Origin of the sequence: Aquabacterium sp. (assembly GCF_044226965.1) — a bacterium.
Lineage (GTDB): Bacteria > Pseudomonadota > Gammaproteobacteria > Burkholderiales > Burkholderiaceae_C > Pseudaquabacterium.
Genome location: NZ_JBGAGA010000051.1, coordinates 26,627 through 41,654 on the forward strand (window position 1 = coordinate 26,627; position 15,028 = coordinate 41,654).

At 71.8% G+C, this 15,028-nt stretch carries 11 protein-coding genes; 6 read left to right on the forward strand and 5 right to left on the reverse strand.

Features of this window, described 5'->3' with window-relative positions:
• Positions 1 to 43: 43 nt before the first annotated feature.
• Positions 44 to 757 (forward strand): Crp/Fnr family transcriptional regulator, encoded by a 714-nt coding sequence (locus ACILR4_RS20190; protein WP_395702669.1) that lies wholly within the window; start codon positions 44 to 46, stop codon positions 755 to 757.
• A gap of 15 nt (positions 758 to 772) precedes the next feature.
• Here ACILR4_RS20190 and ACILR4_RS20195 read toward each other — a convergent pair whose 3' ends face one another.
• From ACILR4_RS20195 to ACILR4_RS20210, 4 genes are all read right to left on the reverse strand, one after another.
• On the reverse strand, positions 773 to 1,309 hold the full coding sequence (locus ACILR4_RS20195; protein WP_395702670.1) for a PEP-CTERM sorting domain-containing protein: 537 nt from the start codon (positions 1,307 to 1,309) through the stop codon (positions 773 to 775).
• A 47-nt stretch (positions 1,310 to 1,356) separates the two neighbouring features.
• Positions 1,357 to 4,449, reverse strand: a complete 3,093-nt coding sequence (locus ACILR4_RS20200; protein ID WP_395702671.1) for an endonuclease/exonuclease/phosphatase family protein — start codon at positions 4,447 to 4,449, stop codon at positions 1,357 to 1,359.
• Positions 4,450 to 4,615: 166 nt separating this feature from the next.
• Positions 4,616 to 7,924 (reverse strand): S41 family peptidase, encoded by a 3,309-nt coding sequence (locus ACILR4_RS20205; protein ID WP_395702672.1) that lies wholly within the window; start codon positions 7,922 to 7,924, stop codon positions 4,616 to 4,618.
• An 8-nt stretch (positions 7,925 to 7,932) separates the two neighbouring features.
• Positions 7,933 to 8,844 (reverse strand): 5'-nucleotidase, encoded by a 912-nt coding sequence (locus tag ACILR4_RS20210; protein ID WP_395702673.1) that lies wholly within the window; start codon positions 8,842 to 8,844, stop codon positions 7,933 to 7,935.
• Positions 8,845 to 8,883: 39 nt separating this feature from the next.
• Between ACILR4_RS20210 and ACILR4_RS20215 the strand changes: the two genes are divergently transcribed.
• Positions 8,884 to 9,804: a helix-turn-helix domain-containing protein gene (locus tag ACILR4_RS20215; RefSeq protein WP_395702674.1), complete on the forward strand. Its 921-nt coding sequence runs from the start codon at positions 8,884 to 8,886 to the stop codon at positions 9,802 to 9,804.
• A gap of 23 nt (positions 9,805 to 9,827) precedes the next feature.
• The gene (locus ACILR4_RS20220) at positions 9,828 to 10,355 is read left to right on the forward strand and encodes a hypothetical protein (protein WP_395702675.1); all 528 of its coding nucleotides are present in this window, start codon (positions 9,828 to 9,830) and stop codon (positions 10,353 to 10,355) included.
• A 7-nt stretch (positions 10,356 to 10,362) separates the two neighbouring features.
• Here the strand turns inward: ACILR4_RS20220 and ACILR4_RS20225 are convergent, their stop codons facing one another.
• Positions 10,363 to 11,382, reverse strand: a complete 1,020-nt coding sequence (locus ACILR4_RS20225) for an AAA family ATPase (RefSeq protein ID WP_395702676.1) — start codon at positions 11,380 to 11,382, stop codon at positions 10,363 to 10,365.
• A gap of 238 nt (positions 11,383 to 11,620) precedes the next feature.
• Between ACILR4_RS20225 and ACILR4_RS20230 the strand changes: the two genes are divergently transcribed.
• The 3 genes from ACILR4_RS20230 to ACILR4_RS20240 all read left to right on the forward strand — a co-directional run.
• Positions 11,621 to 11,887 carry a hypothetical protein gene (locus ACILR4_RS20230; RefSeq protein WP_395702677.1) on the forward strand — a complete coding sequence of 89 codons (267 nt, stop codon included), beginning with the start codon at positions 11,621 to 11,623 and terminating at the stop codon, positions 11,885 to 11,887.
• Positions 11,888 to 12,071: 184 nt separating this feature from the next.
• Complete coding sequence (locus ACILR4_RS20235; protein ID WP_395702678.1) at positions 12,072 to 12,830, forward strand: response regulator; 759 nt, start codon at positions 12,072 to 12,074, stop codon at positions 12,828 to 12,830.
• A 6-nt stretch (positions 12,831 to 12,836) separates the two neighbouring features.
• The coding region (locus ACILR4_RS20240; RefSeq protein WP_395702679.1) for a PAS domain S-box protein at positions 12,837 to 15,028 on the forward strand (2,192 nt) is incomplete at its 3' end.

Genomic DNA, 15,028 nt, shown 5'->3' on the forward strand with positions numbered 1-15,028 from the left:
CAATCCTAGGGTCGTACCCGAGCGGACTTTCCCGCGGTCGCCGATGCCCACCCCCACCCCGCTGCGCGAACGCGCCCGTGCGCCGACGGCCGCCGAACTGGCGTCCATTCCCTGGCTGCAGGTGCTGGCCGCCGACGACCGTGCGCGCGCCACGCGCTCGCTGGTGGTGGCCAGCGCCGAGCCGGGCGACCGCATCTGCCGCGTCGGCCGCGCGCCCACCTACTGGTTCGGCGTGATCGAGGGCATGCTGAAGATGAGCAACGACGACAGCCAGGGCGGTGCGCAGATCACCTTCACCGGCATTCCGCCGGGGGCCTGGTTCGGCGAAGGCACGCTGCTCAAGCGCGAGACCTACCGCTACCACATCGAGACCTTGCGCAAGAGCGTGGTCGCGGGCCTGCCGGTGGACGAGTTCCTGAGCCTGTTGGACCGCAGCATCCCGTTCAACCGCTTCGTGATGAACCAGTTGAACGAGCGCCTGGGCCAGTTCATCGCCGCGCGGGAGATCGACCGGCAAAGCCAGCCGGACGCGCGCGTGGCGCGCAACCTGGCGGCGATGTTCCACCCGGTGCTGTACCCCGGCGTGGGCCAGCTGCTGCGCATCACGCAGCAGGAGCTGGCCTACTTGGTGGGCCTGTCGCGCCAGCGCGTGAACCAGGCGGTCAGCGCGCTGCAGGCGCAGGGGCTGATCCGCGTGGAGTACGGCGGCGTGCGGGTGCTGGACCTGGCGGGCCTGCGCAGCTACACGACCAAGTAACTCAAAGAATGAGCGTCAGACGCGGGCACTGCGCCGGCGGGACGCCACCAGCCCGGCCAGCGCCAGCCCTGCCAGCGCCAGGCTGGCAGGCTCCGGCACGGGGTTCACCTGCCGCGGCGTGTAGGTCAGCGCGCCGGTGCCGGCGTTGCCGTTGCCCTCGTCGTAGCTGAAGAAGGGGCCGAAGCCGGTGTCGAGCACGAAGGCGAACAGGTCGAACACGCCGTCCAGCGCCGAGACGCCGCCCAGCGCCGGAATCGTCCACAGCAGCGCGCCGCCGGCCGCCACGTCGGCCAGCGAGTAGCCCTGGCCGCCGAAGCTGAAGTTGAACGAGCTCAGCGCGTAGGTGGTGTCGCCGAAGGCGTTGGTGCCCGGCACCTGGGCGTCGTCGAAGCTGAAGTTGCCGCTGTAGTGTTCGCCGCTGCGCGGGCCGGCGTCGATCGTCAGGTCGAGCGTGTAGCTCACCAGCGTGGCCTGGGCCGGCAGCGCGGCACAGGCGGCCACGGCGGCGAACAACACGCCGGCACGGCGCAGCAGGGGGGTGATGGAAGGCATCATGATGGGCTTTCGATTCTTGTGGAGGGGAAGGTGGGGCGCGGTGCTCACTGGCCGATCGGCAGGCCGGTGTCGAACACCGTGACGCCGGCCAGCGCCGCGAGCGACACGCCGACCAGCTCCACCAGCGGGCGGGCCACGCCGGCGCCGGCCGAGCCGTCGACATCGAACATCGCGTAGGTGCGGCCCGACTGCACCGCGAACGACAGCGTGCCGTCGGCCAGCGGGTCGCTGCCGTGGTAGCCAATGCTGGCCAGCAGCTGCGCCACGTCCAGGCGGTCCAGGCCGGGCTGGAAGTCCATGATGCGGTCACCGGCGTCCAGCGTCCGGGTGTAGACGAAGCGGTCGGCATCGGCGCCGCCGGTCAGCAGGTCGCGGCCGCCCAGGCCGGTGAGCGTGTCCTTGCCGGCGCCGCCGGTCAGCGTGTCGATGCCGGCGGTGCCGGTCAGCACCAGCGGCGCGGCAATCGCGAAGCGCGCCACCGAGGGGTCGTGGTCGCTCAGCTGCGCGGCGAACTCGGAGTTGATGTGCACCACGTCGAAACCGGCATTCGCGGCCAGCAGCGCCGGGCTGACCATGATGTGGTCGAGCACCTGCGCGTTGCCTTCGAAGTCGTAGCTGTAGCGCTCGTTGGCTGGGAGCGTGGTCACCAGCGAGGTCAGGCCAACGCCCTCGAGCACGCCCACCGGGTTCGAGAACTGGAAGTCGTTCAGGTCGCCGAGCACGATGACCTTGGCCGCGGCGTTCCCATCGAGCAGGCTGTCGACGTAGCCGGCCACGAGGGTGGCCTGCTGCAGGCGCTGCGTCTCGCTGGACAGCACCGGCGGCTGCGTCACGCCGTACAGCGGCTGGTCGCCGCCCTTGGAGTTGAAGTGATTGCCGATGACGGTGACGTCTTCGCCGTTGAAGCTGAAGACGCCCACCAGCGGCTTGCGGCTGGACGCGAAGGCATCGCCGTCGGCCAGGTTGGTGTCGGTCAGGCGCTGCAGCGAGCCCTCGACGAAGCTCACGCGCGTCGGGTCGAACAGGAAGCCGGTGCGGATGTTGCCGCCGGGCTCGCCGCCGTCCTGGTCATTGACCGGGTTGATCTGCCGGTACTCGTAACGCGGACCGCCAGCGGCCACGATCGCGTCGATCAGCTTCTGGAAGGTGACGTCGGCATCGACCACGCCGTTGTCGGTGGGGCCGTTGTTGTCCTGCATCTCCTCCAGGCACACGATGTCGGGCGACTGCAGGTTGTTGGCGATCGCGGCGCCCAGCGCGCCGAAGGTGGTGTCGCCCGGGTCGAGGTTCTCGACATTGAAGGTGGCCACCGTCAGGGCATTGGCGCTGCCGTCCAGCGCGGTGGTCTCGCGCTGCAGCGTCGAAGGCGTCACGTCGGTCGGCGCGGCGGGCAGCAGCAGCTCGTAGTTGCCGAAGGAGTAGCCGATCACGCCGGAGACGTCGCCGAGCCGCGCGCCGACATCCACCTCGGGCAGCACGGTGCCGCTGTTCAGGTCGTCCAGCTGCAGGCGCTCGGGGTTGCTGTCGCCCGGGCTGATGGCGATGCCGCCGCGCGCGGTGAGGCCGGTGGCACCGGCGCCGCCGTTGGGCAGCACCCAGATCTCCTCGTTGGCACCGAAGTGCGCGGTGGGCGAGACGGCCACGGCGTCCGGCGCCTTGACCAGCATGCCCTCCAGGCTTTCCCAGAAGTCGATGCCTTCGTGGGCCGGGTCGAAGTCGCCACCGGTCTCGACATTGCCGCTGCTGCCGACCGCGAAGTCGTCGTTGATCGCCTCGGTCGGTGCGCTGCGGTCGACGCCCAGCACCACCGGCGCGATGCCGCCGGCGGGCGCATCGACCCAGGGCACCACCTTCAGCGCTTGCACCGCGTTGTTGTTGACGATCTCGGTGGTCGTCAGGCTCGTCGCATCGCCACCGGGGCGGAATTCCGTCACCGTGCCCGAGACCAGCACCGCATCGCCCACCGCGACGCTGGGCGCGCTGTTGGTGAACACGAAGATGCCTTCGGACGTGGCCGGGTTGGCATCCGGCGTCGGGTCCTGCAGGTAGAAGCCGTTCGGCGCGACGGCGGTGACGATGCCGGGCACGTTCTGCACCGGCGCGGTGGCGCTGGCCGAGGCCAGCAGCGGCGAGATGTGCCCGGCGCCCTGGATCGCGGCGATGCGGATGCCGATGGCGTTGTCGACGATGTCGATCTGCTGCGTGACCGGCGTGCCCAGCTGCAGGCCGTCCGAGGGGTTCGAGATCGTCAGCAGCGCGGTCTCGTTGCCTTCGACGACGCCATCGTCCAGCGCCTGGAAGGTGACCGTGCCCACCGTCGCGCCGGCCGGGATCGTGATCGTCGTCGACGAGAGCGCGTAGTCGTCGGCGGTGATGTGGGTGCCGCTGACGGCCAGCTGCACCGTCTGGTCGCTCAGCACCGGCGCGCTGGCGGTGGCGGTGACCGTGATGACATTGCCGCTGGCTTCCAGCGCATTGGCCGCGCTGACCGACAGGCTCACCGTGGTGGCCGGCGTCGTCGTGACGGTGCTGATCGTGAAGTTGTCGATCGCCAGACCGTCGTCGGCGCCGGAGACGTCGACGTCCGACCAGCGGATCCAGAAGGTCGTGCCCGGGGCGATCGACAGGCCGGTCAGCGTGGTGCTGACGCTGGCGCTGTTGGCCGCGGCGTTGCCGTTGAGGGCACCGATGGTGCCGCTGGTGATCGGCGCGTTGAAGTCGAGCGCGTCGACGTCGGCCCAGCTGCCATTGTTCAGTGCGGTGGCATCCAGGCTGGCCTGGAAGTCGAGCCGGTCGGCAGTGACGCGCGAGGTGGCGCCCAGGCGCCACTGCTCGCCGGTGTACGAGATCGTCAGCGAGGTGATGGTGTCACCGCTGTCGTTGGTGAAGCTGGCGCCCAGGGTCGGCACCACGCTGCCCGAACGCAGCGTGCCGAGCGCACGCTCGGTGCTGCCGGCGGCGCCGAAGCTGTAGGTGTCGCCGGCGTTGCCGCTGCCGGTGCCGGCCGTGTACAGGCCGTTGGCATTGGTGCCGGTCTCGACGAAGGCCCAGCCGCCGGGCAGGCTGCTGCTGGTGCCGCTGCTGGCAAGGGTGTCGAAGTTCTGGGTGTAGGGGGTTCCGGTCAGCGAGATGGCCATGGGTGTTCCTCCGGTGTGGGCTTGTGGGTGGTCCGCGATGGACCCACCACTGTCGAGCGGGTGCGTGAAAGCGCTGTGACGCCGCAGGCACCCGACTGTGCGGTGTACCTCGGCGTGTGCAGGTTCCGTGCCTTGGCCTTCCCCCCGAATCGGGTGGTGGCGCGCCTCAGCGCAGCACTGGATAGGCCGGCAGCCTGGGCGGCTTCAGCGGTGTTTCGGTGATGCGCTGCATCAGGTGGCCGATCGCCGCCTCGAGCTGCGCGTCGGTGCCCTCGAAGCTGGCCCGCGGCCGTTCGTCGACCTCGATGTCGGGGCTGACGCCGCGGCCTTCGATCAGCCACTCGCCCTCGGGCGTGAACTGCCCGGTCTCGGCGGCACGGGCCAGGCCGTTGTCGAGCAGCCGGTTACTGTCGCTCAGCCACACGCCCGCGCCCGAGGTGCGGCGGCCGATCAGCGTGCCCAGCTTCAGGCGCTGCACGCCGGCGGCGAAGGTCTCGCCGTCGGAATAGGTCTGCTCGTTCACCAGCACCACCAGCTGGCCACGGAAGGTCTGCTGCATGTTGCCGTAAGGCGGGGCGCCGGCGGGCGAACGCGGCTGCCAGTAGGCCCAGACGCGGCGCAGCAGCTTCTCGATGATCCAGCTGTCGATGTTGCCGCCGTTGTTGCCGCGCACGTCGATGATCAGGCCCTCGCGCTGGATGTGGGCATAGAACTCGCGCGCGAAGCTGGCGATGTCACGGCCCAGCATCGCGCGCAGGTGCAGGTAGCCGATGCGGCCCTGGCTGGCCTGCAGCGTGCGCTCGCCGCGCCGCGTCTCCCAGTCGGCGTAGCGCAGGGCCGCCTCGCGTTGCGCGTCCACCGGCGTGACCACCGCCTGCGGCGTGCTGCCGTCGGCGCGCAGCAGGCTCAGCAGCACCTGGCGGCCGGCCACGCCGCGCAACATCGGCGCTATCGCCGGCTGCCCCTGCGTGCTGCGCCCATCCACCGCGGTGACGATGTCGCCGACGCGCACGTCCACGCCCGGCGCGGCCAGCGGCGCGGCCTGGTCCGGCAGCTCGGGGTCGCCGCGGTAGATGGACGCCACGCGCAGGCCTTGCGCCACCGGCTCGAAGCGTGCGCCCAGCCCGGCCAGGCCGATGCGGTCGGGCCCGCCACGCAGGTCCGGCGTGTAGACTTGGCTGTGCAGCAGGCCGACCTCGCCGACCATCTGCGCCAGCAGCTCGTTCAACTCGGCGCGGTCGGTCACGCGTTCGACCAGCGGCTCGTAGCGGTGGCGCATCGCGGCCCAGTCGACGCCCTGCAGCCGGGGGTCGTAGACATGGTCGCGGTGCAGGCGCCAGGCGTCGGCAAACATTTGCCGCCACTCGGCGCGCGGCTCGACGGCGATCGGCCAGTCGGTCCAGCGCACCACGGCACGTGCCGTGTCGGCGGGCATGCGCGCGCCGGGCTCCAGCAGCAGGATCTCGCCATTGCCGCGCTGCACCAGCAGCTTCTTGCCATCGGGCGTCAGCGCGAAGTCCTTGACGTCGGCGGCGAACAGCTCGGGCTTGGGGTCGGTGTTCTCGATCGCCAGCGTGCGCAGGCTGGTCTTGCTGTCGCCCGGGCCCTCGCGCTCCAGCAGGTACAGGCGCTTGCCATCGGTGCGCAACGCGGTGTAGTTGCCCGGTGGCAGCGGCACCTGGTAGAGCCGGCGCGCCAGGCCCTCGAGCACCACCGCCGGTGGCGGCGCTGCGGTGGACTTGGTCGCGGTGCCGCCGGCGACCGGCTTGGCGGCGCCGGCCGCCGATGCCGCCGATGCCGCCGAGGCTGCCGGCGGGGCCTTCACCGGGGCATCGAGTTCGGTGCGCGGCAGGAACGGAAAGCGCGCACCGGGCTGTAGCGCCAGCGCATAGACGCGCCCGCGCTTGTCGAAGAACGGGCCCATGTCGCGGTCGCCCCAGGGGTGGCCCACCGCGGCTTCGAAATGCCGGTCGGAGATGAAGTACAGCCACAGCCCGTCGGGCGTGAAGGCCGGCGCGCGCACGTCGTAGCGGTCGCTGGTCAGCCGCTCGGTGCGGCCGGGCGCATCGCCTGCGCCGACCTGGTGCAGGTAGAGCTGGTCGTGGATGTTGGGCGCCGTCGACCGCACGTAGGCCAGCAGCCGGCTGTCGGGCGACCAGACGACCGTCGCCTCGCGGTCCAGGCCGCCGTTGCCGTCGACCAGCTTGTCCAGGTGCGCCAGCCATTGGCCATTGGGCGAGGGCCACAGCCGCAGCCGCTGCGTCGTCGCGCCGCGGGTGATCTGCAGCGGCGTGCCGATGCCGTTGGCCGGCAGGCGCCACACCTCCACCTCCTGCTGCGGCGACAGGTCGCATAGCGCGTAGACATGGCGGCTGTCGTGGCTGAACTGGCCCTCGCGGCAGCGCGCCTCGGGCGGCAGCGGGGCCTCGGCGCGGCGCAGCCCCGCCGGGCCCACGGTGGCGACGCGGCCGCGCACGGTGAGGGCCACGCGTTCGCCGTCCGGTGCCAGCGCCACTTCGCTGAGGTAGTCCTGCGGCTTGGCCAGCCAGCGCGTGCGCTGGTGATCGAAGTCGCCGCCCAGCACGATGTCGAGCCTGCGCTCGCGGTCGTCGGCCAGGTCGTGCAGGTAGAGGTCCGCGCCCAGTGCGTAGACGACGCGGCTGCCGTCGATGGCGGCAAAGCGGATGTCGAAGTCGCGCTGGCGGGTGTGCTGGCGCAGGTCGCCGCCGGCGGCGTTCACCGACCACAGGTTGACCCGGCCGTCGCGGTCGCTGAGGAAGGCGATGCGCGCGGCCGTGCCGCTGCCGTACGGCATCGGCCGCAGGTGGTTGGCCTCGTGTTCCACCAGTGGCCGCGCTTCTGCCGTGTTATCGGCCAGGTTCAGCTGCCACAGCCGCGCGGTGGCGCCGCCGCGGTAATGCCGCGCGTTGTCCCCGCGCAGCCCGCCGCGGGTGAAGTACAGCGTGCGGCCATCGGCGCTCACGGCACCGTCGCTGGCCTGGCCCAGCGGCAGCGTGCGCTGGCGCCCGGTGGACGGATCGAAGGCGTACAGCCGCGTCTGCGGCGCGCCGTTGTCGGCCGGGCCGGTGGCCAGCACCTCGCCGCCCGGGGTCCAGCCCCACACCTGCACCTGGCGGCCGAACCAGCTCAAGCGCTTCGGGGTGCCGCCGGCAGCCGGCATCACGTAGGCATCGGGCGCGCCTTCGTAGGCCCCGACGAAGGCCAGCCAGCGGCCGTCGGGCGAGACCGCCGGGTGCGTCTCGTAGCCGGGATGGGTGGTGATGCGCTCGGCGCGGCCGCCGTCCAGCCCGACGCGCCACAGGTCGCCCTCGGCGGTGAACCACACGCCCTGCTGGTGCAGCGCCGGGAAGCGGTAGAAGCCGTTCAGCGGCTGGGCCGTGGCCGGCAGCTGGACGATCATCGACAGGGTCAGCAGGCCGCGCAGCAGCCATCGGTGCAGCAGGTGTTCGGGCATGGCGGGTGTCAGGGTTCGGGGGTCGGGTTGGCGATGCCGGCGGCCACATGGCCGGCCGGCACATGGGCCGCCGCGCCATCGACATGGCGGGTCTGGTCGTCGAAGAAGAAGTCGCACGCGAACTCGCGCAGGAACTCGCCCTTGGGCAGGCCGCCGAGGAACATCGCCTCGTCGACTTCGATGTGCCAGTCCATCAGGGTGCGGATCGCGCGTTCGTGCGCCGGCGCGCTGCGCGCGGTGACCAGCGCGGTGCGGATGCGCATGCCCGCCGGGTCGGCTGCACGCTGCAGCTGCTGCAGCGCGGCCAGCAGCGGCTTGAACGGCCCGGCCGGCAGCGGCCGCGTCGCGCGGTGGCTCTCGTGCGCGTGGAAGGCGGCCAGGCCCTCGCGCTGGTAGACGCGCTCGGCTTCGTCGGAGAACAGCACGGCATCGCCATCGAAGGCGATGCGCAGCTCGTCCGGATGCGCGTCCGACGCGCGGGCGCTGTGCGGCAGCACGCGCGCGGCGGGCACGCCGGCGTCCAGCGCCGAGCGCACATCGGCCTCGTTGGTCGACAGGAACAGTTGTGCCGCCAGCGGCCGCAGGTAGCGCCAGGGCGAGGCGCCGCGGGTGAACACGCCGCGCTCGATGGCCAGGCCGTAGTGCTGGCAGGAGCGGAACACGCGCAGGCCCGAGACCGGGTCGTTGCGCGAGAGGATCACCACTTCAACCTGGGGAGAACCCGGCCGGTTGAAGCGCAACAGCTTGTGCACCAGCGAGAAGGCCACGCCCGGCCGCGCCGGCTGGTCCAGCCGCGCCAGCTGCAGCTGCATGTACGCGTGGTCGTCACGCGCTTCGAAGACGCGGTTCTCTTCCTCGAAATCGAACAAGGCGCGCGACGAGAGCGCGATCACCAGGCGGTCGGCCAGGGCAGCGGGCATGGGCGCATGATAGGCACGCGTCGTGTGAACAAGCCCTAGATGATCCTGACCCAGCTGCCCGACCTGCCGCCGCGGCCTGAGACTGCAGCCAACGCGGCCTTCCGCCAGGCCTTCTATGCGCGCTGGGGCCGCGAGAACGCCATCGTCTGCGGCCGCGCCGCGCGGGCCGAATACAGCGCCTTCACGCAGAGCCTGTCGATCAAGATGGCGCGCGGCGGCGCCGAGCGCTACCTGCTGCCGCAACGTGAGCTGCGCGTCGACGACGACAGCCTGTTGATCCTGAACCAGGGCCGCCGCTACGGCAGCCGGCTGGAGCCGGGACCGCACCCGGCCGAGAGCTTTGCGGTGTTCTTCCGGCCCGGGCTGCTGGCCCAGGTGCGAGCGGCGCGGCAGCAGACGCCGGCCGCGCTGCTGGACCGGCCGCTGGCCGAAGCGCCCGAGGTGTTCGCGTTCAACGAGCACCTGCGCCCGCAGTGCACGCGGCTGGGGCGGCAGCTCGCGCGGCTGCGCACCGAGGTGCTGGCCGGCGAACGCAGCGAGGACTGGCTGGAGCAGCACCTGCTGCTGCTGGCCGGCGCGATGCTTGATGACGAGGCCGATGCCGAGCAGAGCTTCAGCCGGCTGGCGGCGGCGCGCGCGTCGACGCGACGCGAGCTGGCGCGCCGGCTGCAGCGCGCGGCCGACCTGATCGAGACCCGCTACGACGAGCCGCTGACGCTGGACGACCTGGCCGCCGCCGCCTGCCTGTCGCGCTACCACTTCGTGCGCTTCTTCGCGCAGCTGCACGGCTTGCCGCCGTATGCCGCGCTGTGCGCCAAGCGCGCTCGGGTGGCGCGGCGCCTGCTGGCCGCGGGCGAGTGCGACCGCGAGGCGGTGGCACAGCGCTGCGGCTTCGGCACGCGCTGGGCCCTGCAGCGTGCGCTGCAGCGATTTGCGCAAGATCCGCACACCGGCCACTAAACGCCGCGCTTAGCCTGCGGTGGATGAAGCGAACCCTGCTGCTGGCGAGCACGCTGGCTCTCGTCCTGATGTCGACACCCCTGTCCGCGCAGACCGCGCCTGCCCCCGCTGCACCGTGCCGCGACGCCCCCGCGCGCCAGTTCGATTTCTGGCTCGGCCGCTGGGACGTGTTCCTGCCCGATGGCTCGCGCGCCGGCGCCAACCGCATCGAGGCGGTGGCCGGCGGCTGCGCGCTGCTGGAGCACTGGCAGGGCCGCGGCGGCTTCACCGGTCACAGCCTGAACCGCTACGACCCGGCCAGCGCGCGCTGGCAGCAGTGGTGGGTGGATTCCAGCGGTGCGCTGCTGCAGCTCAGCGGCGGCTGGCAGGACGGGCGCATGGTGTTGAGCGGCGAGTCGGTCGAGGGCGCGCAGCGCCGGCTCGAGCGCATCACCTGGACGCCGCTGCCCGATGGCGCGGTGCGCCAGCTGTGGGAGCAGTCGACCGACGGCGGCCGCCAGTGGACGGTGGCGTTTGACGGCCGCTACGTCCGGCCGCGGACGGCGCCGTAGCGCGGATCTACTGCACGAAGCCCATCGGTGCGCGCTTGCCGTGCGCTTCGGGCAGGTCGCGCAGCTCGATCTGGTCACGGCCCTCGAGCCGGGCATTGCCGAAGGCGGTCATCCAGGCGCGGCGCATCTCGCGCGGCGCCAGCTCGGCCAGGCGTTCCAGCACCGCCTCGGCCGGATCGGGCGTGAAGCGGCGGCCCCAGTCGTGCTGGCCGCGGATGCCGGTGTACAGGCGCAACGCGATGGTGCGCGCCGCATCCCGATCGGGCATCTGCACCTCGTAGACGTTGACGCGGTTCAGGATCGGGTCGGGAATGGCCCGCTCGTCGTTCGCGGTGGCGACCCAGATCACCTGGCTGGCGTCCACCGCGACCTCGGCGAACTCGTCGATGAAGCTGCGCGCGGTGTCGTGCTCGAGCAGGCTGTACAGCGCGCCCAGTGGGTCGTAGGCATGCTCGCCGCGGGCCTTGTCGATCTCGTCGACCACCATCACCGGGTTGGCGTACTGGCCGTCGACCAGGGTCTCGAACACCTTGCCCGGCCGCGCACCCTTCCATTGCGAAGAGGCGCCGGACAGCACCCAGCCCGCGGTCAGCGAACTCATCGAGACGAAGCCCATGCCGGTGCCCAGCAACTGCGCCACCTCGCGCGCGAAGTGCGTCTTGCCCACGCCCGGCGGGCCCAGCAGCAGCATCGGCGTGATTTCCAGTGCGTCGCGGCTGTCGTGGCACAGCGCCAGCTGACGCCGGATGTCGTCGAGCGCCTCGTGGAAGTTCGGCAGCTCGTCGTACAGGTGGTCCATCGCCGGCAGCCCGGAAGGCTTGACCTGGAAGCGCTCTGGTCCTTTTTCCAGCATGCGCTCGTAGGTGCTGCGCAGGCTTTCGTGTTCCTTCGGCGGCAGCTTCGTGAGGCGGCGTTCCACCTCCTCGCAGCGGTAGACGTGCCGCATGTTGGCGATCGGGATGCTGCTGCCGCGTCGGGTGACGGGCACCAGCTCAGTCGAAACCGAGTCCGAGACGAGGGTGGCCATGTGCTGCTGCTCCCACGAAGTCCTGCACTTGCATTGCAGCAGACATCGCGCCGCTCGAGCGTCCGAATAGCGTGATGAACTGGCTGCAGTTGGCAAGCTTACTAGCAAGCGCCGGACCCGCGTGCGGCCGGGCGGCCCGCAACAAACGATACCTGGCGGGCGGCCGCTTGAAGGCGGCCTGAAACCGGCGGCGCGCACAGTGCCAGCCTGACACGACAGAACACCAGGAGAGCCCGCCATGACCGCCACGCTGACCTTGCCGCCCGCCGCTGCCCAGGACCGCGACGAGGCGGCCGAGCTGCTCGCCATGCCCGCCTGGCTGTACCGCAGCGAGGCCTTCGCCGAAGACCTGCCCGCGGCCGAGCCGCTGTGGCGAGGCCCGGCGCCCATGGGGCGCCCGCGCGCGGCGCAACGCGCGGCCGGCCTGCGTTCGGGGGCGCTGTACCTGGCCACGCTGGCGCTGGCGCTGGCCGCCAGCGTGCCCAGCGCGCTGCTCCTGGCCTGACCCGGCGCGCTGAAACATTTGAAACCTGCGGGTTCGTGCGGCGCAGCCGCGCTGAAACCCGGGCCTCGCAGCATCGCGTTCCGCACGGTCCCCTGCCGCCACCACCACCGCCATGCACACCATCACCGCCACGGCCGCCCGCTATCATCCCGCGCGCCCGCTGCCGGTCCCAGGAATCCCATCGATGACACAGGCCCCGACCGAAGCCGCGCCGCAACTGCTGGTGGTGGACGATGAGTCCGAGTTGTGCGCGCTGCTCTCCGAGTACTTCGGCCGTCATGGCTTCGTCGTGCGTACCGCGCCCGATGCCGCGGTGGCCCGGCGCCTGGTGGCCGAGGGCCTGCCCGACCTGGCCATCCTCGACGTCAACATGCCGGGCGAGAACGGCCTGTCGCTGGCGCGCTGGCTGCGCGACACGCACCCGCGCGTCGGCCTGGTGATGCTGACCACCGCCGGCGAGGCGGTCGACCGCATCGTCGGCCTTGAGCTGGGCGCCGACGACTACCTGCCCAAGCCCTTCGAGACCCGCGAGCTGCTGGCCCGCGCCCGCGCGCTGCTGCGCCGCATGGGCACCACCGCCGGTGCCGCCGCGGCGGCGCAGGAGGCCGCCGCGCCCGCTGCGACGGGCGGCAAGCGGGTGGCCTTCGGCAGCTGCTGGCTGGACATCGACGAGCGCCGCCTGATCGGCGCCGATGGCGCCGAGATCGCGATCACTGCGGCCGAGTACGACCTGCTGGCGCTGTTCGCGCGGCACCCGAACCGGCCACTGAACCGCGACCAGATCATGGAGCAGGCGCACAACCGCGGCTGGGATGTGTTCGACCGCTCGATCGACCTGCGCATCATGCGGCTGCGTCGCAAGATCGAGCGCAACCCCGACAAGCCCGAGGTCATCAAGACCGTGCGCAACGTCGGCTATGTCTTCGTCCCGGCGCGCGGCTAACGCGCGATGTCAGTGGATTCCGTAGGGCCGGACGACACCGGCCGCTACCGTGTCGCGCCGGAGCTCTCGGCCGGCAGCCTGGTGCAGCGCTACCGGCGCCAGCTGTGGGTCATTGCCACGCCGCTGTTCGCGCTGCTGCTGGTGCTGGCGCTGTGGCAGGCCTTCCAGGCCCGCGTGGCGGTGGTGTCCGAGCTCGAGCGCCAGGCCACGCAGCAGCATGCCGCGCTGCAGACGCTCGCGCGCATGGCCGCCGACCATGTGGCCGACCTGCGCCAGCTGACCGAGCGCGAACTCGTCACGCCGCTGCAGCCGCCCGACCGCGCGTTGCGCGATGCGCTGCGCGCCCGCAGCGGCGGGCCCGGTGGTGCGGCCGATGGCTACGCGCTGGACGACCTGCCGCCGCTGCTGCATGCGGGCAGCGCCCAACTGCTGTGGCCGCAGGCCGGCGCACCGCCGCCGGACGGGGTGCTGGCCCTGACGCAGTCGTTTTCCCGCAGCACCGAGCTTGCCCACAGCCGCCATGCCGACCTGGCGGCTTCGATGTTTCTGGCTTGGCCCGAACGCTGGATGGCGCGCTACCCCTGGCTGCCGAGCCAGGCGCTGGTCGAAGGCCTGCAGGGCAACCAGCTGCCGCAGGCGCTGGACAAGGCCTATGCCGCCCCGGCGTTCCAGGGCGGTCGGCCGCAGGCCAATGGCGAGCAGCGCTCGTACTGGACCGCGGTGCAGCGCGACGGCGACGAAGGCCCGCGCGTGATCCACGCCGCACCGGTGTACGACGGCGAGGATTTCCGTGGCGTCGTGGCCACCGAGCTGCGGCTGTCCAGCATCGCGCGGGTCGCCGCCGCGCAGCCGGTGGGCCAGCTGAAGGACTCCTACTGGTGGGTGCTCAACGACCACGGCGAGGTGCTGGCCGAACGCATGGCCGGCGACAACGGCGCCCGCGCCACGCCGCGCCCGCTGCCGGCGGGGCTGGATGCGCAGGCGCTGGGCCAGGCGCAGCGCTCGGCCGGCCGCGCGGTGGCGCTGGCGGGACACCGCGTGGTGGCGCTCGACGTGGCCGACGCGCCGTGGACCCTGGTGCTGGTGCTGTCCGACAGCGCGCTGAACACGCAGGTGCTGCCCGGTCTGCTGCCCTTCAGCCTGATCGCGCTGGCGCTGCTGGGCATGTTCTTCCAGGCGCAGTCGCTGCTGCGCCGGCGCATCATCGAGCCGGCGCTCAGCGTGATGGGTTACCTGCATGCCAAGTCGCAGGACAGCCACGCGCCCGAGCCCGAGCTGCCGCCGCGCTGGCGGCCCTGGGCCCGCGTGGTGACGCGCACCTTCGACGAGCAGCGCGCCGCGCGTGCGGCCGAGCGGCGCAGCGAGGCCTTCAAGTCCGCCATCGTCGACCATGCCCTGGCCGCGCTGGTGGTGGCCGATGCGCAGGGCCGCATCGTCGAGTTCAACCCGGCGGCCGAGCAGATGTTCGGCGTCGCACGCCAGGCCGCGGTGGGTCGACCGGTGTCGGACGTGATCATCCCGCAGCGCTACCGCGCCGCGCACGAGGCCGGCATGCGCCGCATCGGCGCGGGCGAGCCGGCCCGGCTGATCGGCAAGCGCGTCGAGATGCAGGCCCTGCGCGCCGACGGCGTCGAGTTCCCCGTCGAGATGCTGCTGTGGCGTGCCGACGTGGCCGGCGAGGCGCACTTCACCGCCTCGCTGGTCGACCTGTCGGAGCGCCGCAGCGCGCAGCTGGAAATCGAGCGCCAGCGCGAGGCGCTGCGCCAGAGCGAGAAGCTCAGCGCGATGGGCAGCCTGCTGGCCGGCGTGGCGCACGAGCTGAACAACCCGCTGGCCATCGTGCTGGGCCGCGCCAGCCTGCTGGAAGAGAAGTGCGATTCGCTGGGCCTGAGCCGTGAGCAGCAGGCTGGCCTGCGCGCCGACGCGCAGCGCATCCGCGAAGCCGCCGACCGCTGCGGCCGCATCGTGCGCACCTTCCTGAACATGGCGCGCAGCAAGCCCACGCAGCGCACGCCGGTGGCCTTCAACGAGATGGTGCAAGCCGCCACCGAAATGCTGGCCTACACCTGGCGCAGCCACGGCATCGCGCTGGAGCTGCAACTGGCCGAAGGCCTGCCCAAGGTCAATGCCGACGCCGACCAGATCGGCCAGGTGGTGCTGAACCTGCTGGTCAATGCCCAACAGGCCTTGTCCTCGTC

What these genes read in the sequence shown, in the direction of transcription:
- ACILR4_RS20190 (WP_395702669.1), top strand. Translation starts at nt 44, where the DNA reads ATGCCCACCCCCACCCCGCTGCGCGAACGCGCCCGTGCGCCGACGGCC.
- ACILR4_RS20195 (WP_395702670.1), bottom strand. Translation starts at nt 1,309, where the DNA reads ATGCCTTCCATCACCCCCCTGCTGCGCCGTGCCGGCGTGTTGTTCGCC.
- ACILR4_RS20200 (WP_395702671.1), bottom strand. Translation starts at nt 4,449, where the DNA reads ATGGCCATCTCGCTGACCGGAACCCCCTACACCCAGAACTTCGACACC.
- ACILR4_RS20205 (WP_395702672.1), bottom strand. Translation starts at nt 7,924, where the DNA reads ATGCCCGAACACCTGCTGCACCGATGGCTGCTGCGCGGCCTGCTGACC.
- ACILR4_RS20210 (WP_395702673.1), bottom strand. Translation starts at nt 8,844, where the DNA reads ATGCCCGCTGCCCTGGCCGACCGCCTGGTGATCGCGCTCTCGTCGCGC.
- ACILR4_RS20215 (WP_395702674.1), top strand. Translation starts at nt 8,884, where the DNA reads ATGATCCTGACCCAGCTGCCCGACCTGCCGCCGCGGCCTGAGACTGCA.
- ACILR4_RS20220 (WP_395702675.1), top strand. Translation starts at nt 9,828, where the DNA reads ATGAAGCGAACCCTGCTGCTGGCGAGCACGCTGGCTCTCGTCCTGATG.
- ACILR4_RS20225 (WP_395702676.1), bottom strand. Translation starts at nt 11,382, where the DNA reads ATGGCCACCCTCGTCTCGGACTCGGTTTCGACTGAGCTGGTGCCCGTC.
- ACILR4_RS20230 (WP_395702677.1), top strand. Translation starts at nt 11,621, where the DNA reads ATGACCGCCACGCTGACCTTGCCGCCCGCCGCTGCCCAGGACCGCGAC.
- ACILR4_RS20235 (WP_395702678.1), top strand. Translation starts at nt 12,072, where the DNA reads ATGACACAGGCCCCGACCGAAGCCGCGCCGCAACTGCTGGTGGTGGAC.